General features: G+C 60.3%; 15 protein-coding genes. 4 read left to right on the top strand and 11 right to left on the bottom strand.

What is annotated here, in order from left to right:
- Nucleotides 1-14 precede the first annotated feature (14 nt).
- From RDL66_RS02005 to RDL66_RS01995, 3 genes are read left to right on the top strand one after another with little or no spacing between them, the layout of a single operon-like run.
- Nucleotides 15-1,529, top strand: a complete 1,515-nt coding sequence (locus RDL66_RS02005; protein WP_308534837.1) for a SpaH/EbpB family LPXTG-anchored major pilin — start codon at nucleotides 15-17, stop codon at nucleotides 1,527-1,529.
- Nucleotides 1,530-1,585: 56 nt separating this feature from the next.
- Nucleotides 1,586-2,557: a class C sortase gene (locus RDL66_RS02000; protein ID WP_308534836.1), complete on the top strand. Its 972-nt coding sequence runs from the start codon at nucleotides 1,586-1,588 to the stop codon at nucleotides 2,555-2,557.
- Nucleotides 2,542-3,567, top strand: coding sequence for an adhesin (locus RDL66_RS01995; RefSeq protein ID WP_308534834.1), 1,026 nt, complete (start codon nucleotides 2,542-2,544; stop codon nucleotides 3,565-3,567). Before RDL66_RS02000 ends, RDL66_RS01995 begins: the two co-directional genes overlap by 16 nt.
- Here the strand turns inward: RDL66_RS01995 and RDL66_RS01990 are convergent.
- From RDL66_RS01990 to sucC, 8 genes are all read right to left on the bottom strand, one after another.
- A complete protein-coding gene (locus RDL66_RS01990) occupies nucleotides 3,524-4,741 on the bottom strand; it encodes an NADP-dependent isocitrate dehydrogenase (RefSeq protein ID WP_297721955.1) in 1,218 nt (405 codons plus the stop codon). The two genes, RDL66_RS01995 and RDL66_RS01990, sit on opposite strands and share 44 nt — an antisense overlap.
- A 132-nt stretch (nucleotides 4,742-4,873) precedes the next feature.
- Nucleotides 4,874-6,775: an AMP-dependent synthetase/ligase gene (locus RDL66_RS01985; RefSeq protein ID WP_308534832.1), complete on the bottom strand. Its 1,902-nt coding sequence runs from the start codon at nucleotides 6,773-6,775 to the stop codon at nucleotides 4,874-4,876.
- Nucleotides 6,776-6,826: 51 nt separating this feature from the next.
- Nucleotides 6,827-7,189, bottom strand: a complete 363-nt coding sequence (locus RDL66_RS01980) for an intracellular motility protein A (protein ID WP_308534831.1) — start codon at nucleotides 7,187-7,189, stop codon at nucleotides 6,827-6,829.
- A gap of 89 nt (nucleotides 7,190-7,278) precedes the next feature.
- Entirely contained in the window at nucleotides 7,279-9,135 is a 1,857-nt protein-coding gene (locus RDL66_RS01975; protein WP_308534830.1) for a bifunctional phosphoribosylaminoimidazolecarboxamide formyltransferase/inosine monophosphate cyclohydrolase, read from the bottom strand.
- Nucleotides 9,136-9,249: 114 nt separating this feature from the next.
- Nucleotides 9,250-9,894, bottom strand: coding sequence for a phosphoribosylglycinamide formyltransferase (gene purN / locus RDL66_RS01970; protein ID WP_299296576.1), 645 nt, complete (start codon nucleotides 9,892-9,894; stop codon nucleotides 9,250-9,252).
- Nucleotides 9,891-11,321: a DUF6350 family protein gene (locus RDL66_RS01965; protein WP_308534829.1), complete on the bottom strand. Its 1,431-nt coding sequence runs from the start codon at nucleotides 11,319-11,321 to the stop codon at nucleotides 9,891-9,893. Before RDL66_RS01965 ends, purN begins: the two co-directional genes overlap by 4 nt.
- A gap of 444 nt (nucleotides 11,322-11,765) precedes the next feature.
- The gene (sucD, locus tag RDL66_RS01960; RefSeq protein WP_297721972.1) at nucleotides 11,766-12,689 is read right to left on the bottom strand and encodes a succinate--CoA ligase subunit alpha; all 924 of its coding nucleotides are present in this window, start codon (nucleotides 12,687-12,689) and stop codon (nucleotides 11,766-11,768) included.
- Nucleotides 12,690-12,704: 15 nt separating this feature from the next.
- Nucleotides 12,705-13,865 carry an ADP-forming succinate--CoA ligase subunit beta gene (gene sucC, locus RDL66_RS01955; RefSeq protein WP_308534827.1) on the bottom strand — a complete coding sequence of 387 codons (1,161 nt, stop codon included), beginning with the start codon at nucleotides 13,863-13,865 and terminating at the stop codon, nucleotides 12,705-12,707.
- Between the two features lie 116 nt (nucleotides 13,866-13,981).
- Here sucC and ppk2 point away from each other — a divergent pair, with 116 nt between their 5' ends.
- Nucleotides 13,982-15,022, top strand: coding sequence for a polyphosphate kinase 2 (gene ppk2, locus RDL66_RS01950; RefSeq protein ID WP_308534826.1), 1,041 nt, complete (start codon nucleotides 13,982-13,984; stop codon nucleotides 15,020-15,022).
- Nucleotides 15,023-15,067: 45 nt separating this feature from the next.
- On the opposite strand, the gene RDL66_RS01945 is transcribed toward ppk2, so the two are convergent.
- From RDL66_RS01945 to RDL66_RS01935, 3 genes are all read right to left on the bottom strand, one after another.
- Nucleotides 15,068-17,701: a UvrD-helicase domain-containing protein gene (locus RDL66_RS01945; RefSeq protein WP_308534824.1), complete on the bottom strand. Its 2,634-nt coding sequence runs from the start codon at nucleotides 17,699-17,701 to the stop codon at nucleotides 15,068-15,070.
- Nucleotides 17,698-18,834, bottom strand: coding sequence for a sialidase family protein (locus RDL66_RS01940; RefSeq protein ID WP_308534823.1), 1,137 nt, complete (start codon nucleotides 18,832-18,834; stop codon nucleotides 17,698-17,700). Before RDL66_RS01940 ends, RDL66_RS01945 begins: the two co-directional genes overlap by 4 nt.
- A gap of 101 nt (nucleotides 18,835-18,935) precedes the next feature.
- The gene (locus tag RDL66_RS01935) at nucleotides 18,936-19,637 is read right to left on the bottom strand and encodes a response regulator transcription factor (RefSeq protein WP_308534822.1); all 702 of its coding nucleotides are present in this window, start codon (nucleotides 19,635-19,637) and stop codon (nucleotides 18,936-18,938) included.
- Nucleotides 19,638-19,649 lie beyond the last annotated feature (12 nt).

Raw genomic sequence — 19,649 nt, 5'->3', positions numbered from 1 at the left:
GAGGTTAGAAGATTATGAAATCCATAGGAATACCCATTTGGCGACGCGCCGTGGCGATTTTTGCCACCGGGGCGGTCGCCCTGCTGGGGGCTGCGGGAATGCTCAACGCGCCGGCCGCCTCCGCCGCACCGATTAAGCCAGATACAAATGGATCAATCACAGTTCACGCCCTGACTATGCCTACCGGAGGCAGCACGGTAGACCCCACGGGCAAGGTGCAGACTCCCCCCACGGGAGCCAAGGCAATCAAAGACGCCACCTTTAAACTCGAAAAATCCAGCATTAATATCACGACTAATGCCGGATACGGGCAGGCGCTGACTCTCACCGCCCAGAACTTCGGGGCTAAAGATACCAGCTTCGGTGCCCCGACCGGCACCACTGGAGAGGATGGATCTCACACCTTCTCAGGCCTAAAACCCGGCGTATACCTGCTGACACAGGTTTCGGCTCCGGCTGGTAAGATCCTGATGAATCCGGCGATTGTGTTCGTCCCCATGACGGATCCGGAACATACCGACACTTGGGTATATGACATTCATGTCTATCCCAAGAACGGAGATGCCGGCAAGATTGTCAAGACGGACATCACCCCGAAAGGCACCCCGATTGCGGCCGGTTCCACGATGACTTGGCAGATGGATGTGCCGATTCCTGATATCGGTACCTCCGACTCCTACACCAAGTTCGTGGTGCAGGATCTTCCGACCAATATGAAGGCAATGGGCGTTACTTCCGCAGTACTCGATCCCACCGGGAGTAAAGTTGCTCTGTCTGGAGGCGGCTCTGATTACGACGTTGCGCTCGACACGCCAGCTACTAACCAGTTGCAGGTAACCTTCACCGCTAATGGCCTCAATAAGCTTAACGATACGACTAACCCTGCCAAAGGCAAGACTCTGCGTCTGGTGGTCACCACCAAGGTGCTGAACACTGTCACTCCTGAAAGTGGAGTAACCAACGCCGCGAAAGCCATTTACACCACCGCGAACGGCGGTGCCGACTCAACCACGGAGATTGAGTCCGACCCGAATAACCCCGCCAACACCACTTTCGGAAACTTGAAGATTTTGAACAAAAACGCTGAGGGCACCCAGACGCTTTCCGGCGGAAAATTCAAGATCTACAAGTGCGCGGGTAGCCCGTTGGGTACCGAGACCACCGGCGATCCAATCGCGGTTACCCCGACCGGATCTAGCACCGCTACGAGCGAGTTTGAGATCACCGACACAGCTAACGGTATAACGCTGGGCCCGCTGGGAACCACCACCCAGGATCTGTGCCTGGTGCAGACCAAAGCACCCGATGGCTACCAGCAGCTGGCCGGTCCGCAGACTTTCGTTTTCGATGCCACCACGGTAAATGCCGCTAGTGGCAAAACCGTAACGGTGACGGTAACGAACACCTCCACCAGCTCCATTACCGGCTTGCTGCCGAATACCGGCGGCATGGGCATCGCCCTGTTCGTGGTGCTCGGCTTGGTGCTGTTGGGTGGAGCTGCCGTCTATATGCACCGCCAGCGCTCCTAGCAGCGTTCACCCGCAGTACCGGGATAATCTCAACTAACCGAAAGGAGGGGAATAACGTGAGTGGAAAGAACCCTGTAGTGTTGGCGCCGCGCTCAGTCGCGAACGCACCGAAGCACATCAACGTCGTCCACTCACGCCCCCGCCTGTGGATTCCTGTGCTGTTGACCATCATCGGGATAGGGGTACTGCTCTACCCGGTGGTGGCGACAAACCTCAACAACTATGAACAACGCCGCCACACCCTGGCCTACAGCGAACAGATAGAACAGAGCCGACCCGAGGCGCTGGACGAAATGCTCGCCAAAGCCGAGGAATACAACCGGAGCATTCCCGGCATTCCCGTGCTGGACCCGTGGATGGCGCGCGTGTCCAAGAACAACTACCCCTATCAGGGGTATCTGCACCAGCTGGACCTGCTGCCCGAAATGGGACGGCTGGTGATTCCCAAAGCGCGGGTCGACCTGCCGATTTATCACGGTTCCGAAGTGGAGACCCTGGAGCGCGGAATTGGCCACCTCTATGGTTCGTCCCTGCCGGTGGGCGGGAATGACACCCACGCGGTGTTGACCGGACACACCGGACTGCCCACCGCGACCCTGCTCGACCACCTGGTGGACGTGGAAAAAGGCGATTTGATGTTCCTGGACGTGATGGGACGCAAGATGGCTTACCGGGTTTACGACATTCGGGTCGTGAAACCTGACGAAGTGAAGACCCTCAAAGTCGAGGGTGGACGGGACCTGCTGACGGTGCTGACCTGCACTCCTTATGGCATCAACTCCCACCGCCTGCTGGTCACCGGAGAACGCACCACTCTGCCCCCCGAGGAATTCCCCGCGGTGCAGGCTCCGCTGCAGGCCGTGTCCTGGTGGATGTGGGTGCTGGTCGCTATCGCCGCAGCGGCCGCAGTGCTGGCAATAGTGTGGGTGTGGGGCCAACGGCGCCGGCGGCGAAACGAAAACTTTAAAGGCAATGCGCCCGGCGAAACGGAAAAAACCAGGGAGATGAAGTCATGGAAACGAAACTGAGAATGCGCTTGGCCGCGTTGGGGGCAGGATTTGCGCTGACTCTCAGTCTGGGTGCGGCGCCCGCCCTGGCCAGCAGCGAAGAGGACAAGATTCACGCCATCACCGGTGATACCGCGACTCTCAATGTGAATGAGATTAACCCCAACTATCCGGGCGCGCTGGAAGTGCGCTTGACCCGCAAGAACCCCTATGACGACCTAAGTAAGCCTGGCATCACGGATGGTTCGACCGACAACTACACCGTGACGATTTCTAAAGTGAAAGGTGTCAACACCACCGGCAATGTGAGCTACGCGGACTTGGCGAAGATGACAGTCACGCAGGCGCGCAATAAAGGCTTGGAAAGCCCCCGAACCGGCACCACGAGCAACAATGGCGTGGTGAAGTTCACCAATCTCCCGCTGGGAATGTACCTCATCGAGTCCACCCCACCAAACACGCCCAACACCAACTACCTGAAGTTTTCCCCCTCCCTGGTGACACTGCCCTATGGGGATAAGTCGTCCGGGACCGCCAAGTGGAGTTACGGGCTGGGGCTGGTGCCGAAACCAATCGTGAACACCCCGACGCCAGGAGGGAACACCGGGGGCGGCTCAATCGTGCCCGGCTCTACCCCAACGCCCAGCAAGAGCGCCATACCCAGCCAGAGCCCAACGCCCAGCACTACCCCGACCCCGCCTGAGAAACCGCTGCCGCCGTTGCCGAAAGGGGTGGACCCGAACCGGGTCACCGACCCTTATGACATTCCCGGCTGGATTTACGACCCGGACAAGAACACCTACATTCCTAACCCGGACGACCCGCGCGTGGCGGGCGTGTGGGAAGAATGGGGCCTGACCCCGCCGAATCAGTCGTTGCCCGCCAGAGTCGCTGACGCCCTGGCGAAAACCGGGGTACAGGTAGCTGGAGCCGTGACGCTGAGCGCCGGGCTGATTGTGGTGGGGTTGGTGCTGATGCGCCGACGCTCTAGCTCAAGCGAGCCTGGAGATTCTCGTCCAACGCATTCATGAAGTCGTCGCTGGTCAACCAGGGGGTGTCCCCGCCGACCAACAGCGCCAGGTCCTTGGTCATCTGACCGCCCTCGACAGTCTTCACAATGACGTCCTCGAGGGTCTCAGCGAACTCAATGACCGCCGGAGTGTTATCGAGCTTGCCGCGATGCGCCAGCCCGCGAGTCCAGGCATAGATGGAGGCAATCGGGTTGGTGGAAGTCTTTTCCCCGCGCTGCCAAGCCCGGTAGTGGCGCGTCACCGTGCCGTGAGCCGCCTCAGCCTCAACCGTGCGCCCGTCCGGGGTCATCAGCACGGAGGTCATCAACCCCAGCGAGCCAAAGCCCTGCGCCACCGTGTCGGACTGGACGTCACCGTCATAGTTCTTGCACGCCCAGAGGTAGCCGCCGTGCCACTTCAGGGAGCTGGCGACCATGTCGTCAATCAACCGATGTTCATAGAGCAAACCGGCGGCCTCAAACTTGTCCTTGAATTCGGTTTCATAGATTTCGGCGAAAATGTCTTTGAACTGGCCGTCGTACGCTTTTAGAATCGTGTTCTTGGTTGACAGGTACACCGGGTACTTCCGTACCAGAGCGTAGTTAAAGCAGGCGTGGGCGAAATCGCGGATGGAATCGTTGAAGTTGTACATGCCCATGGTGACGCCGCCCGCCTCGGGCATGTGAATGACCTCGTGCTCGATGGGCTTGCTGCCGTCATCAGGAACCCAGCTCAACATGACCTTGCCGGCACCGGGAACTTTAAAATCCGTCGCCTTGTACTGGTCGCCAAACGCGTGACGCGCCACCACAATGGGCTTGTCCCAACCTTTGACCAAGCGGGGGACGTTTTGCATGATGATGGGTTCGCGGAAAATAACCCCGCCCAGAATATTGCGGATAGTGCCGTTGGGGGACTTCCACATTTTCTTTAGTCCGAATTCCTCCACGCGGGCCTCATCAGGGGTGATGGTCGCGCACTTCACGCCCACACCGTACTTCTTAATGGCATTGGCGGAATCGACAGTGACCTGATCCTCGGTCTTGTCACGATTTTCGATGCCCAAGTCGTAATACTTCAGGTCCACATCCAGGTAAGGCAAAATGAGTTTTTCGCGAATCTGTTGCCAAATAATGCGGGTCATCTCATCGCCATCGAGTTCGACCACCGGATTTTCCACTTTGATTTTCGCCATTTTTACTCCTTGTAGAGGTCAATTTTTAGGGCTTCTCGCCACCATCGAAATTTTACTCGATATCGAGATAAATTTCCAGGATAGTTTTCCCCCTGGAGTTGTTTACGGTTTTCCCACGGCGGCCCGGCGGCCTTACTTCACCAGCTTGTCGGCGTAAAGTTCCTCAATCTCGGCAGCAAACGCCGCGGCCGCTTCCTTGCGCTTGACCTTCATCGACGGAGTCAGCAGACCGTTTTCGACGGTGAAGGCGGTCGGCAAGACCTTAAACTTGCGGATGGATTCGGCGCGAGACACGCGGGCGTTGACCCGTTCCACCGCTCGGGAAATCGCCTGCAACACCTGGGGATCCTTGGAGGCGGTCAGCGCGTCCATCGTGGGCATCCCGTGGTTCTTAAGCCAGGTCGGCAACATATCCGTATCCAAGGTAATCAGGGCGGACACGAACGGCATGCCCTCGCCCACCACCAGTACTTCGTTAATCAGGGCATACTGGCGCAGCGGATCTTCCAGCACTGAGGGCGCCACGTTCTTTCCCCCGGCGGTGACGATGATGTCCTTGGCGCGTCCCGTAATCCTGACAAAACCGTCCTGGTCAATGGTGGCCAAATCGCCGGTCTTAAACCAGCCGTTTTCAAAAGCGGCCTCGGTCTGTTCCGGATTGTTGTGGTAGCGATGGAAGATGGCCGGACTCTTTGCCAGCAACTCTCCGGTGGGAGAAATCTTTAGGTCAGTAGACGCCACCGCGGGCCCGACCGTACCGATACGGTAGTTCTTAATGTTGTTAAAGCACAGCGGCGCGCAGGTTTCGGTCAAACCGTAGCCCTCCAACACCGGCATTCCGATGCCGCGGAAAAAGTGCCCGAGTTCTTCGCTCAACGGCGCCCCGCCGCAAATCACAAACTTCAGATTCGGCCCAAACAGAGACAAAATCCGGCGATAAACCAGTTGAGAATACATCAAACGTTTCGCCCGCAACCGCCGGCTGGGCCCCTCTGCCGTATCCAAAGCCCGCGAATAGGCTTCGGCGACTTTCACCGACCGGGAAAACATAATGCGCGAAATCCGGTGCGCCCGGGCTTGCACCTGAGCCGTGTTGTAAATCTTTTCCAGCACCCGCGGCACCACCATGACGTAGGACGGGGCGAACTCTTGCAGGTCAGTGATGAGGTTGCGGATATTGGGAGCATGACCCAGCGTGCCCGCCCCCCACACTTGAATCAACTGCAGGTATTGGGCCAAAACGTGAGCCAACGGCAGGAACACCAGCAGCCGCGAGGACGGATACCCCGCGATTTCCGGCATCCACTTCATCCCGTTGGCCAGCAGTTCCATCCAGTTCCCGTGCGTGATTTCCACACCTTTGGGCTTTCCGGCAGTCCCGGAGGTGTACACAATAGTGGACACGTCGTCGATAGTCACCGCGCGGGAACGCTCGTCAACCTGGAAATCAGGAACGTCCATACCGACCTTTTTAATCCTGACTACCGCCGAGTCTTCCAGGCACAACACGTGTTTCAGGCTGCGGCCGCAATCCCGTTTCGAGCTGACCAGCTGGCGCATCGCGTTCGTTTCGCACACCACCAAAGCGGGGTCGGCGTCCTCTAAAATCCACGCGATCTGTTCGGCGGAATCCGTCTCATAGATCGGGACCAACACCAGTCCGGCGCAAAATCCCGCGTATTCCAACAACATCCAGTCATACGAGGTGTGACCCATGATGGAGAACCGATCCCCGGGCTGCAAACCCATCCCAATCAAGCCGCGCGCTACCGAATGAACGTCCTCGTTGAACTCCACCGCCGTCATCGAACGCCACCCGCCGAGCTCGGTCTTTCGGTCCAGCAGTTTCGCGTTGGGTAGGCGACGCACCCGGTCCGCCAGGGTCCAAGGCAAAGTTTGGTGTTTCTCAGCAGTAAACAACCGCGGGCAATGCCAGTACCGCTCGCCGTCTACTTCCACCCAACCAGGCTTATCCATCGGGTTTTGCGCCCGATTGGTAATTTCGTCGCGATTGTTACGTTTTTCGTCAACCATAGGGTTAGCTTACCAACTTTCTGAATTTTCCCACTGCCGAGTTATCGCAGTTCACTCCGGCAATACCAGCATCACCAGGGCAATCCCCACCGCCGCCACGACCAGGACAGTCACGTCAAAGACCGTTCCGCGCGCCCGAGTCCAGGCGTGGCGGTTAGTCAGGCGAAACCCCGCCAGCGCCAACAGCACTACGACTAAACCCCAGACCGCCGCTTGCCACCATCCGATGACAGACAGCGCCAGCAGGACCGACACCGCCACCACCAGCAGCAACACTTGGGCGCGGCTGGGGGCATCGAAAGGATGCGGAGCCGTGTTGGGCACCACCGTGGGCTGGTCAGGCGTCACAGAATCCAGCGACTGCCAGTCCGGCGTGTCGGGTTCAGGGGTTTGCGACGGGTTTGGGGTGTTCAAAAGAATCCCTCGACGGTTTGCGGGTCGGTTACGGTTATACGGGGCGGCGTGACCGGCAATCCCCGGATCACCAGCCGCGCCAAACGCCTCTAGTGGAAGAAGTGACGCACCCCGGTGGTGAACATCGTGACCCCGGCCTTTTCACAGACATCAATAGTTTCCTGGTCACGGATAGAACCGCCGGGCTGGACGATAGCTTTCACGCCCGCGTCGATGAGGATTTGCGGGCCGTCCGCGAACGGGAAGAACGCGTCGGACGCCGCGACCGCGCCGCGCGCCCGCTCGGGAGGAGCTGCCACCGCTAAGTCGTCGGCTCGTGCGCCCCCGGCGACGTCGCTTTGAGCGCTCGCGGCCGCGTCTCCGGTTTCGCGTCCACCCAGGGTATTGGCGCGTTCCACCGCCAGCTTGCAAGAATCGACCCGGTTGACCTGGCCCATGCCGATGCCGACCGTCGCCCCGTCATGCGCCAAGAGAATGGCGTTAGACTTCGTGGCGCGGATAGTTTGCCAAGCAAACTCCAGGTCGTGCAAGGTCGCCTCGTCAACATCAGGACCGCACACCTTGGTCCAACCGCTGGGCCGGTCGCCCGACTCGGCCACGTCGTCACGCTGCTGGGCCAGGTAGCCCCCGCTGATTTGGCGGATTTCCAAGGCTCCCCGATCGGGAGGAGTGACCTTAAGCACCCGCACGTTCTTTTTCGCCGCCAAGGCGCTCACAGCTCCCGGCTCATAAGACGGAGCCAGCACCACCTCGGTGAAAATCGGGGCAATCTGTTTCGCCAGCTCCACCGTCACCGGACGGTTCACCGCGATGACCCCACCGAAAGCACTAACCGGGTCGCAGGCGTGAGCTTTGCGGTGGGCAGTGGCGACGTCAGCGGCTACTGCGATGCCGCAGGGGTTAGCATGTTTGATAATCGCCACGCAAGGCTCCGCGTGGTCATAAGCCGCGCGAATCGCCGCGTCCCCGTCCGTGTAGTTGTTGAACGACATTTCCTTGCCGTGCAGCTGAATCGCGTTAGCGATACCGGGAGCTGGCACGATAGTCTCATCAGCGCCGATACTGTCGCACAGCGCCACGTCAGCCAAATCCGGGTGGGGAGCGCATTCGGGGCACATACAATCAGAATCCGGCCCGCCTTCGGCCACCTTTGCCGCCAGCGCATCCATGTCGATGTACAAGGCTGCGGCCTGATGCGGGTTTTCCCCGTAACGTAAGGAAGTGTCCCGGTCCCCCGACATCTCGACCCATTCGGGCAGTGCGTCCGCGCCGTTATCCCCGGTGGCGTCCGGGTCGAGTTCCGCCCCGATAGCCTGCATTGCAAAGTGGGTAATCTGATCATCGAACCAGGTGGCGATGGCCGCGTCATATTCAGCGGTATGCGCGAAAGCCTGAGACGCCAAAATTCGGCGTTCCCGCAGGTCAAAACCGCCATTTTGGACCGCCTCGATGACATGGGGGTACATGAAAGGCGCGGTGACCACCGCGACCGAGGGGTGGTTCTTTGCCGCGGCGCGCACCATGGAGGGCCCGCCGATGTCAATCTGTTCCACGCAGGCGTCGAAGTCGGCGCCGCTGGCTACCGTGTCCTCGAACGGGTAGAGGTTGCACACCACCAGGTCGATGGGCTCGACCTGCAGTTCCTGCAGCTGCTTGACGTGGTCAGGTTTACGCCGATCCGCGAGGATACCGGCGTGAATGTGCGGGTGCAGGGTTTTGACCCGTCCCTCCAAGCATTCGGGAAAGCCCGTCACGTCTTCTACCGGGGTGACGGGAAAGCCCGCGGCCGCAATCTTTTTCGCGGTGGAGCCGGTGGAAATGATTTGCACCCCGGCCTCGACCAAAGCCGCTGCCAGCTCTTCCAGCCCGGTTTTATCCCACACGCTGACCAGCGCGCGCTTGATGGGAATCTGAGTTTCCTGATTACGATTTGTCGTTTCCGCCACCTTGTATTGCCTTCCTTAGTTGGGGTTATTGCTTTTGTCTAAAGATCAACAGTTATTCGGGTGTCTTTCGGGGCCGCGACCGCGGTTGCGCAAAAAGAAACCCACGGTTCAATCCTAGTCGCTTTCAAAACCGGCACGAACTTCGTCAATCCACCAGCCGTGCGCTACCATCCGGCCCACGCTGTCGACCAGCTGGGCGCGTTCGGCGACTTTGATTCTCTCGGTCAAGGTTTCCAGGTCGTCATCGTCGTGGACGGGAACCGCCACCTGGGCCAGAATCGGGCCGGTGTCCATGCCGGGATCAACTATGAACAGCGTGGCCCCCGCGAGTTTCACCCCGGCGCGCAGGGCATCGCGCGGCCCGTGAATACCCACGAAAGAGGGCAGCAGCGAATTGTGGGTGTTGACGATGTGAGAGGGCCATTGCGCCAAGAATTTCGGACCCAAAATTTTCAGAAACCCGGCGCTGACAACTAAATCCGGTTCCCAGGACTGTACCGCTGCCGTCAGCGCACTGTCCCAGGCCTCCCGGTCGGGAAAGTCTCCCAGACAAACCGCTGCGGTAGGAATCCCTTGTGACTGCGCCCACTGCAGTCCCCCGGCAGTCTCCCGGTCGGAAACAACCCCGACTATTTCCGCACCGTAAGCGGTGTTCGCGGTCGCTTCAGAGAGTGCTTGCAGATTAGAACCGTCCCCGGAAATCAGCACCACCAGGCGGGAGGGACGGTCTCCGGGCAGCTTTAAGACTCGCTTCGTCATAAGTCGATTCTAGCAGTGGGAAGAGCCTCCGGATTTTTGCCCGAGACCCGCACCGCGAAACGCCGGGTGGCGGCGCGCATCTGCGGGTGGTTCAGCAGGGCGGTCACCACGAAAGGCACGCCCCAGGCCAGCACTCCCGCATAGAGGGTCGAGCCGGTGGGACCCACGTTCACCAGGCGGCCCGGCCCTAGTGAACCGCTGACAAACCACACGATGAGCAGCCCGCCCACCAACAGTCCCGCCAGGAACAGGGCGAGGGACAACGCGGTGTCAGCCAGTCCGAGCTGGTGACGTCCGCCGAGGTAGAGGCCCAAGCCAATTGCTAGTGCCACCGGAAAAATCAGGGGCCACCACCCTACCGGGGCGTCCGGTAGACACGCCAACACCGGCACCGGCGGCAAGTCGCCCCCGATGACCTGGCCGGGAGAAAACACTGTTCCCTGACCCAAGCTGAGGCCCGGACCGGTTATCCACGCGATACCCCACACCAGCAGGGTCGGCAGGTAAGCGAGGATGGCCAGGAACATCGCTACGGAACCGAGCGCGTCAGGTTTCAGTCCGGTCCAGATGGTGCGCATTTGCTCCCAGCCGGTAATCAAGCCCGCGAGCAGGAAAACCGCGGATAGCGCCGCGCCTCCCCCAGCTAGCACGCGCAGGCAGCGACCCGCCAGGCTTAGCCACGGCCACGGCTCGCCCTCGGGGAAAAACGCGGTCACATTCCACCAGGTCAGATGTCTGGCTACGACAAAGAACACTATCGCCGCGAAAAAAAGCGAAAAAATGAACGCGCGCCACACCACCAGGGAAACCGCGGCAAAACCCAGGCACACCCAGGTCGGAATGAGAAACGCCAACAGTCCCCAAGCCAAAGCCGGGGCATTTGCCGGTTTCGCCACCCGCAGACTCGCTGCCAGCATCAGCCCAATCAGCAGGGTGAGCCCCCACGGCGTGAGGGAAAAACGCATCGTTTCGCTGGAAAACTCGGCGCGGAATGCAGCGGCAAAAATAGCGTTGCCCACCATCAGGGCATCGCTCCACTTCGTGCCTTTTTCCGAGGGCGTGGCGGCAGTGGGCGTCCACACCGCGATTGCCAACAGTACCAGCACCGCCCAGCTAATCGCCCAAGTCTGGAACCCCAGCCACAGAGAACGCCAGGTTCCAGCAGGGAACAGTTCGGCGCGGGTAGGTTTGTGGAAAACGGAGCGCAATGCGGAGCGGAAAACAGAGCGAAAATCGGGGCGGCGAAAACGTTTCGTCGCGCTCAGTCCTGCGGCACCGGTGCCGGTAGAACCGGCGGGCGAACCGGAGCGTTCCTGGCTGAGTTCGGTCGGCAGGGATTGGCCGTCAGGAGCGGTGGTGACGCGGCGCTGGCGCCTCCCCGGGCGAGTTGGGGGACGCTGACCAGGACGGTTAGACCGTGCGTCCATAACTCTCCTCCCTGGCGCAGTGAGCCGCGCCTCATCCAACCTAAGTATAGGAAACCCTCAGAACCGCGCGGACTTGCCGCGCCGAAGTGAGCCGGCGCAACGCCCTTGTGAATCCCGCCGTAAACGACCCCCGCGACCTGGCGCACCGCCGACGGAACAACAAGGTTCCGGGGTAAGCGATCGAAATTCGCGATTAAATCGGCATAGCTGGCCTATATAACCACCAACCCCGATTTAATCCCCAATTAGCAACGACCCCACCCCTGCCCACACCGAAAACAGAGCCAGAGCGACCCGGCACACCGCCCTTGTGAATCCCGCCGTAAACGACCCCCGCGACCTGGTGCGACGGCGAAACCCGCCGCAACGCCTTGTGAACAGGCAAAAAGGGCGCGGCCGAAACCTCAGTTCCGACCGCGTCCCTCTCAAAAGCTAGGGCAAAAACTATTTGCTCTGCATGATTTCGCGAGCGATGCGCGCGGTTTCGCTCGGCGTCTTGCCGACGCGCACCCCGACAGCTTCGAGGGCTTCTTTCTTGGCCGCCGCAGTCCCGGAAGAACCGGAGACGATAGCGCCCGCGTGGCCCATGGTCTTGCCTTCGGGAGCGGTGAAGCCCGCCACGTAGCCCACCACGGGCTTGGTGACGTGTTCTTTGATGTAGGCGGCCGCACGTTCCTCAGCGTCCCCGCCGATTTCACCGATCATTACGATCAGTTCGGTTTCGGGATCCTTTTCGAAAGCCTCGAGGGCGTCTATGTGGGTCGTGCCGATAATCGGGTCCCCGCCGATACCGATGCAGGTGGTGAAGCCCAAGTCGCGCAGTTCGTACATCATCTGGTAGGTCAGCGTGCCGGACTTGGACACCAAGCCGAGCTTGCCGCGCGGGGTGATGTCGCCGGGGGTGATGCCGACGTTAGACTTGCCGGGGCTGATGATGCCGGGGCAGTTCGGGCCAATCATGCGCACGCCGTGGGACTTCGCGTAGGCGAAAGCGGCGTTCGTGTCCTGGACGGGAATGTGCTCGGTGATGACCACCACCAGCTCCATGCCGGCATCCACGGCTTCGATGATGGCGCCTTTCGCACCTGCCGGGGGCACAAAGATGACCGAAGTGTTCGCGCCGGTCGCGGCCTTGGCGTCGGCAACCGTGCCGTACACCGGGACGCTGACGGTGCCGCCCTGGACCGAATCAGCCAGCGGGCCGTAGGGGACGACGTCGAATTCGACGGTGGTTCCGGCCTTTTTCGGGTTCGTGCCGGCGACAACTTTGGTGCCGTAGGCGAGCATCCGGGTCGTGTGCTTGCGGCCTTCCGAACCGGTCATGCCCTGGACAATTACTTTGGAGTTCTCATCAAGAAAAATCGACATTGTGGTGCTTCTCCTTTACTTCGCGGCCAGTTCAGCGGCCTTGTCGGCGGCTTCGTCCATCGTTTCCATCATGGTGACCAAGGGGTGGTTGGCGGCTTTCAGAATCGCGCGCCCCTCCTCGACCTTGTTGCCGTCCAGGCGCACCACCAGGGGTTTCGTCGCCTGGTCGCCCAGAATCTGGAGCGCGCCGATGATGCCGTTCGCGACCTCGTCGCACGCCGTGATACCGCCGAAAACATTGACGAAACAGGACTTGACCTGCGGGTCGGTCAGAATCACATCCAGACCTTTCGCCATGACCTCGGCCGAGGCGCCCCCGCCGATGTCCAGGAAGTTCGCGGGCTTAGTACCGTACTTTTCCCCGGCGTAGGCCACCACGTCCAGGGTGGACATAACCAAACCGGCGCCGTTACCGATAATGCCGACCTGGCCTTCCAGGCGCACGTAGTTCAACCCGGCCTCCTGAGCCTTGAGCTCGCGCTCGTCAGCCGCCTTGTGGTCGACCAGTTCGTTGTGCTCGGGGTGACGGTAGCGGGCGTTATCGTCGAGGGTCATCTTGCCGTCTAGGGCGATGATGTCGCCCTGCTTGGTTGCCACCAGCGGGTTTACTTCCACCAGGGTGGCGTCCTCACCGGTGTAGACCTCCCACAGTTTCAGGAAAACCGGAGCGACCTTCGCGGCGGTTTCCGGGTCGAATCCGGCTTCATCGGCAATCTGGCGCGCCACGGCCGCGTCCATGCCGGAGGCGGGAATCGGCACCTTCGCCAGCGCTTCGGGCTTTTCTTTGGCGAGCTGCTCGATTTCCATGCCGCCTTCGACCGAGCACATCGCCAGGTTCTGGCGGTTCGCGCGGTCGAGCAGAATCGAGAAATAGAACTCTCGGTCGATGTCGGCTCCGGCCGCCACCATCACACGGTAAACAGTGTGGCCTTTAATGTCCATACCCAAAATTGCCTGGGCGTTAGCTTCGGCTTCCTCCGCGCTGCGAGCCAGCTTAACGCCACCCGCCTTACCGCGGCCACCGGTCTTAACCTGGGCTTTTACCACTGCCACCGGAGTACCCAAGGCGGTGAAAGCAGCCTTGGCCTCCTCCACAGTGCTTGCGACTTTGCCCGGCAAAACCGGGACTCCATGCTTATCAAACAGGTCACGCGCCTGGTACTCGTAGAGGTCCACGCTGTTCCTTTCATTCTAGAAATTATGTCTCGACATCGAGATATTTCTTATAGTGTATCGAAAAAAATCAGATTTTCCACCCCGATAATTCCGGCCCAGCCGCAAAAATTGCGTCTATGCTGGAAGTATGTCTTTTCAAGACGTTAGCGGAGCAAAGGAGCGTCGCCATGCAAGACCACGGTAACCCGGAAAAACTGTCGAAGTACAGACCGGAACCACCCCTCAAAGTCCCCAACAAAATCTATGAAACCGAGCTGTATCGGCTACAAACCGAGCTGGCGAAACTGCAACGGTGGGTGAAGCAAACCGGCGCCCGGATTGTAATCATCTTTGAAGGCCGGGACGCCGCCGGCAAAGGCGGCACCATCAAACGGCTGACCGAGTATCTCTCGCCGCGTGTCGCCCGGGTCGTGGCGCTGCCCACCCCTACGGAACGCGAAAAAACCCAGTGGTATTTCCAGCGCTACATCTCCCACTTGCCTGCCGCGGGAGAAATCGTGATTTTTGACCGCTCTTGGTACAACCGTGCCGGGGTCGAGAAAGTCATGGGGTTCGCCACCCCGATTCAGGTGCAAAAGTTCATGCAGCAGTGCCCGACTTTTGAACGAATGCTGGTCGAGGACGGCATCATGCTGCGCAAATACTGGTTCTCGGTGTCCGACAAAGTGCAGTACGAGCGGTTTTCCCGGCGTTTGCACGATCCCTTGCGCCAATGGAAGCTCTCGCCCATGGACTTGGAGTCCATCACCCGGTGGGAGGACTATTCACGAGCAAAAGACGAGATGCTGGTGCATACCGACACGACGGAATGCCCGTGGTATCAGGTGTCCTCGGACTCCAAGAAGGCCGCGCGGCTCAATATGATTGCCCACTTCCTGTCTACTATTCCCTATACGGATCTGCCCAGCGATACTGCCCCCATTACCTTGCCCGATCGTCCGCCGTCGAGCGGGTATGTGCGCACGTCGTTTGAGACGGTTCGTTCGGTGCCTAATCATGCCGCAGAAGTGGTGGGGCGCGCCAAAGCGGGGGAGATTCCGTTTGTGACGTTGGATCCCGCACCGGCTGACGCGGCGTCACCGGCTGCCGAGAGTGCTGAGGACTGCGAGGACGACAAGAAGAAGAAAAAGAAAAAGAAGAAAAAGAAGAATAAGTAGCTGAATTGCGTTACAGACCGGCCTCGTCCGCCGGTCTGTAGCGTTTTAATCGACCGGAGTGAGCGGGGCAAAGTTCAACAACAACCGTTTGGCGGCGCCCGTGCGGAACTTCACGGTGGCGATGGTGCCTTTGCCTTGGCCCTCCAAGCCGGTGACCTTGCCTTCCCCGTAGATGTCGTGGTGGACTCGCTGACCGACGTGAAGTTCGGGAATTTTGCCCGCCGGTTTCGCTTTCGTGGTTTTCGCCGGCGAGGCTCCCGAGCCTTTGCCGCCGGCCAAGTCGCGCGCCGTAGTCAACCCTATCCGCGAGTTGGCGAACTTACCCCCGGACGTGGAGCTCGACCCTCGTGAACCCGAGGATTGCCGAGCGCCACGGTATGCGCCATAGCCTCCCGCAGCTCCCCCGCGGCCGCCACGCCCGCCGTATCCGTAAGCGGAGCTGGCGGGTTCGCCATAGCCGCGAGACGCGAGCCCACCGAAATAGTCCACGGTGGTGGCTTCGCGCCGGTTATCGACCAGTTCAGCCGGGATGTCTTCCAAGAACCGCGAAGCCGGCATGGTTACCGTCTCACCAAAAACCGTACGCGCGGCGCAACGGGTCAGGTACAGCCGCTGGCGCGCCCTTGTGACCGCCACGTAAGCGAGCCGACGTTCCTCCGCCACGTCCTGGGGATTGTCCAGGGAACGAGAATGCGGGAACAGTCCGTCCTCCATCCCGGTCACGAACACGGTGTTGAACTCCAGTCCTTTTGCGGTATGCACCGTCATCAGGGTCACTTCCGGCGAGGCCGCAGGGGGCACGGGGTCAGCAGGGCGTTCGGGCTGGGCAGTGGTGTCGGGAAGCTGATCCGCGTCCGCCACCAGGGAAATCCGCTCTAAGAAATCCGCCAGGCGGGCATCGGGCTCGGAAAGGGAAAAGTCCTGCGCCACGTTACGCAGCTCCGCCAGGTTTTCCACCCGTGCGTCGTCCTGAGGGTCGTTAGATTTCCGCAGTTTCGGCAGGTAGCCGCTGTCCTCCAGGGCCGTGTCCAAGATTTCGTCCAGGGGAGCGCCCGCCGCATCCAAAGACCGCATGGCGTCTAAAACGCCCACGAACTGGGCAATCCCCGTGCTGGCTTTCGCGCTCAAGTCGCCGTGATGGGTGCCCCCCGGCAGGAACTGGCGCAAAGCCTGGCCAAAATCGAGGCTTTCACGCAGCGACACCTCGCGAATAGTCGCTACCGCTTTGTCTCCCAAACCGCGTTTCGGTTCGTTCAACACCCGCAGCAGGTTACCGTCGTCGGCCGGGTTCGCCGCGGCGCACAGGTAGGCGATGGCGTCCTTGATTTCGCGCCGGTCATAGAACTTGGTGCCGCCCACGACCCGGTAAGGGATGCCCTCTCGCGTCAGCATTTCCTCCAGGGAACGCGACTGGGCGTTGGTTCGGTAGAACACCGCGAATTCGTCCCAAGCCGAGCCTTCCTGGCGGAGCGTGAGCAGCTCGCGGACGATGAAAGCGGCCTCGTCCCGGTCAGTGTCAGCCGCGTACATCACGGCCTGCACGCCCTGCCCCGCTTCGGTCCAGAGATTCTTTTTCCGCCGGCCCTCATTTTCCGAGATAATCGCATTCGCGACGGACAAAATCGTGCCGGTCGAGCGGTAGTTTTGTTCCAGATAAACCGTGGTGGCACCGGGGAAATCCGATTCAAATTCTTCGATGTTGCGAATCGTGGCGCCGCGGAAGGCATAAATCGACTGGTCCGAGTCACCCACCACCGTCAGTTCGGCAGGCGGCTGGGTATCGCCCGCCGCTCCCACCGTGAGCAAGCGAATCAGCTCATACTGCGCCGGGTTCGTATCCTGGTATTCGTCCACCAAAACATGACGGAATTTGGCTCGATACTGCGCCAAAATGTCAGGATGTGCCTTCCACAGATAGACCGTGGACGCAATGAGGTCGTCAAAGTCGAACGCGTTGGCGCGGTGCAGCAGCTGCTGATACTCGGTATAGATTTCCGCCGTGAGCTGGCTCATCTTGTCCACGCCAGCATCCCGCGCAAACACTTCGGGGGTGATGAGTTCATTATTGGCCTGGGAAATTTTGGCAGCAAAAGACTTCGGCGTGAAACGTTTCGGGTCCAGCCCCCGACCCTTGATGATGCGCGTCAGCAGGGCTTTCGTGTCGGCGGTGTCATAGATAGAGAAGGACCTAGTCACCCCCAGAGTCTCAGCTTCGGCACGCAAAATCCGCACGCAGGCACTATGAAAGGTGGACACCCACATATATTTCGCGGCGTTGCCGACCAGGGCTTCGACTCGTTCACGCATCTCGGCGGCCGCCTTGTTAGTGAAAGTAATCGCCAGGACTTCCCAAGGGCGGATTCTCTCAGTCGCCAGCAGCCACGCAATCCGCCGAGTCAGCACCCGAGTCTTGCCCGAACCCGCTCCTGCCATCACCAGGAGCGGACCGGACTCGTGGGTCACCGCGGCCTGCTGTTCCGGGTTCAAACCCTCAATGATTGCAGCAACTTTGCGGGCCCGCCAGTCCTCGCGGCGCGCCGCATCCATCCCGGACCAGCCCGCGAAACCGGAGTCCGCCTCGGGGGTCTCGGGCTGCGCGACCGCCCCGCGTGGCAGGGCTGCCGACACGGGAATCTCACCGCCAGCACCTTGGGCAAGGGTAGAAAACAAATCATTCATGCCTGTTGAGCCCACTGTTCCGCTAACGCTTTGATGCTGCTTAGCTTAGAGAACGGCAAAATTTCGCAGACCACACCGTCGGGGCCTTCGTAAGCGATGGCGAATTTAGCCTGGTCAGCCAGCGAAACGATGTCGATAGCGCCGTAGGTTTTCACATCGAAAATCGCCGCCTCCCGAAACGAGCGGGCCCCATCAACAGACAGCATCAACACGGTGCAATCTCCGTTGCACACCGTGCGTTCGCCGATGTAGCTGAACACGTCCGCATGAGGGGTGCCGGGGCAAGCGCCGTGAAACACTTCCTCGAGCGGGCTCATGATGTTGATGAGCCGGGAATCCATCGCCGCGGTGGGTTGCCCAAAAGTGCGGCCGCCATCAGTCGATTTCGCCCACGTTTTCACCGTCGAGCCTTGGGTTTTTATCAGCAGCATAACTTCGGTTCCGTCACTGTTGGACACCGCCGAACAATAATCCACATTCGCTCCCACCGGGGGTGAGGCCCACCAGCTGGCACCGTGGTCGTCCGAGCCGATAAACACCGCTTTGCGGTCCCCTGATTCGTCCACGATGACACCCGCGTGGCACAAGCGCTGGGCCCACTGCCCTGCCGTCAGTTGCGTGCCGCGCCCGCGCGGAATATACGCCATCGTAAAGTCCCGCCCGGCAATAATCATGGAGGTGATATCTTGATGTTCCCAGGTCAAGCCGTCGTCGTCGGTCCACGCGACAAAGAGCGCCGTTTGTGCCTGGCGTGAATCCCAACCCGGCACCAGGGAACGGGTATAGAAACAGAACATGCGTCCGGTCACGCGGTCATGCAGGAATGACGGAACATGGAACCCGAGAAATTCCTGCGGGTTGCCGGCCGCCAAGGTGCGGGGTTCTTCCCAGGTCAAACCGTTATCAAAAGACCGTGACAGGCACAGACTGGTCGGGCACAGCCGGCGATAATGTGGTTCCTCGGGGCTGGCCGGGTTCGCGCCGGCGAGTTCAGCGCTGGTGCGGGTCGCGCACTCTGAGGGCAGCGCCTCCCACATCATCAGCAAAACCCGGCTGGAAGTGCGAGCGATAGCGGGATAGCGCGCTTGTGTGAAGCCGGAGGTAACATGGGGGGCTACCACGGTGCGCTGCATCAATAATCCTTTTCTATCCCGAAAATAATTGCGCCTTTACGTTATCATCTCGCAGCGGTTTGCTTCACCTTCCAGCGTGCCCGGGCAGGTTCCCCACCCCCTCAACCGATGCGCCGGTCTTGGGCCCATTTAGACAGTTCGTAACGGTTGGACAGTTGCAGTTTGCGCAGCACGGAGGACACGTGAGATTCTACTGTTTTCACGGAAATATACAGTTCAGAGGCAATTTCTTTGTAAGCGAAACCGCGCGCGATGAGGCGCATGACCTCAAACTCGCGCTCCGTGAGCGAATCGAGTTCGGAATCGGTGCCCACCATGTCGGTGCGCGCCGCCCCGAACGCATCCAGCACGAAACCTGCCAGCCGGGGTGAGAAAGCCGCGTCTCCACCCGCCACCCGGACGATGGCGTCAACCAGGTCAGGCGTGGCAATAGTCTTGGTCACGTAGCCGCGGGCTCCCGCCCGAATAACCGCCACCACGTCTTCTGCTGCGTCAGACACCGACAGCGCCAGGAACCGGGTCGGCACCCCCATGCAGGCCGCCGCGACTTCTGCGCCTCCGCCGCCGTGACCGCCCGGCAAGTGCACGTCCAGCAGTGCCACCGCGGGAACGCCCTGGCGCACTGCGGCAATAGCGTCCTCCACACTATCCGCTTCCCCCATGACCTGGACTTCGTCGGGATACTTGCTCAGTTCCGCAATTACTCCCGCCCGAAACAGCCCGTGATCGTCGATGACCAGCACCGAAATGGGACGCTTCGGGTGTTCCCCAGAAGCGGCCGGGTTCGCGTTTCCGTCACTCATCGTTTGTCCTCC

Origin of the sequence: uncultured Mobiluncus sp., from assembly GCF_902488535.1 — a bacterium.
Taxonomy (GTDB): domain Bacteria; phylum Actinomycetota; class Actinomycetes; order Actinomycetales; family Actinomycetaceae; genus Mobiluncus.
The sequence above is the reverse complement of the archived record's forward strand: the minus strand, read 5'-3'. Positions and strand labels throughout refer to the sequence as shown.

What these genes read in the sequence shown, in the direction of transcription:
- RDL66_RS01935 (WP_308534822.1), bottom strand. Translation starts at nt 19,637, where the DNA reads ATGAGTGACGGAAACGCGAACCCGGCCGCTTCTGGGGAACACCCGAAG.
- purN (WP_299296576.1), bottom strand. Translation starts at nt 9,894, where the DNA reads ATGACGAAGCGAGTCTTAAAGCTGCCCGGAGACCGTCCCTCCCGCCTG.
- RDL66_RS01995 (WP_308534834.1), top strand. Translation starts at nt 2,542, where the DNA reads ATGGAAACGAAACTGAGAATGCGCTTGGCCGCGTTGGGGGCAGGATTT.
- RDL66_RS01965 (WP_308534829.1), bottom strand. Translation starts at nt 11,321, where the DNA reads ATGGACGCACGGTCTAACCGTCCTGGTCAGCGTCCCCCAACTCGCCCG.
- RDL66_RS02005 (WP_308534837.1), top strand. Translation starts at nt 15, where the DNA reads ATGAAATCCATAGGAATACCCATTTGGCGACGCGCCGTGGCGATTTTT.
- RDL66_RS01990 (WP_297721955.1), bottom strand. Translation starts at nt 4,741, where the DNA reads ATGGCGAAAATCAAAGTGGAAAATCCGGTGGTCGAACTCGATGGCGAT.
- RDL66_RS01985 (WP_308534832.1), bottom strand. Translation starts at nt 6,775, where the DNA reads ATGGTTGACGAAAAACGTAACAATCGCGACGAAATTACCAATCGGGCG.
- sucD (WP_297721972.1), bottom strand. Translation starts at nt 12,689, where the DNA reads ATGTCGATTTTTCTTGATGAGAACTCCAAAGTAATTGTCCAGGGCATG.
- RDL66_RS01945 (WP_308534824.1), bottom strand. Translation starts at nt 17,701, where the DNA reads ATGAATGATTTGTTTTCTACCCTTGCCCAAGGTGCTGGCGGTGAGATT.
- RDL66_RS01940 (WP_308534823.1), bottom strand. Translation starts at nt 18,834, where the DNA reads ATGCAGCGCACCGTGGTAGCCCCCCATGTTACCTCCGGCTTCACACAA.
- ppk2 (WP_308534826.1), top strand. Translation starts at nt 13,982, where the DNA reads ATGCTGGAAGTATGTCTTTTCAAGACGTTAGCGGAGCAAAGGAGCGTC.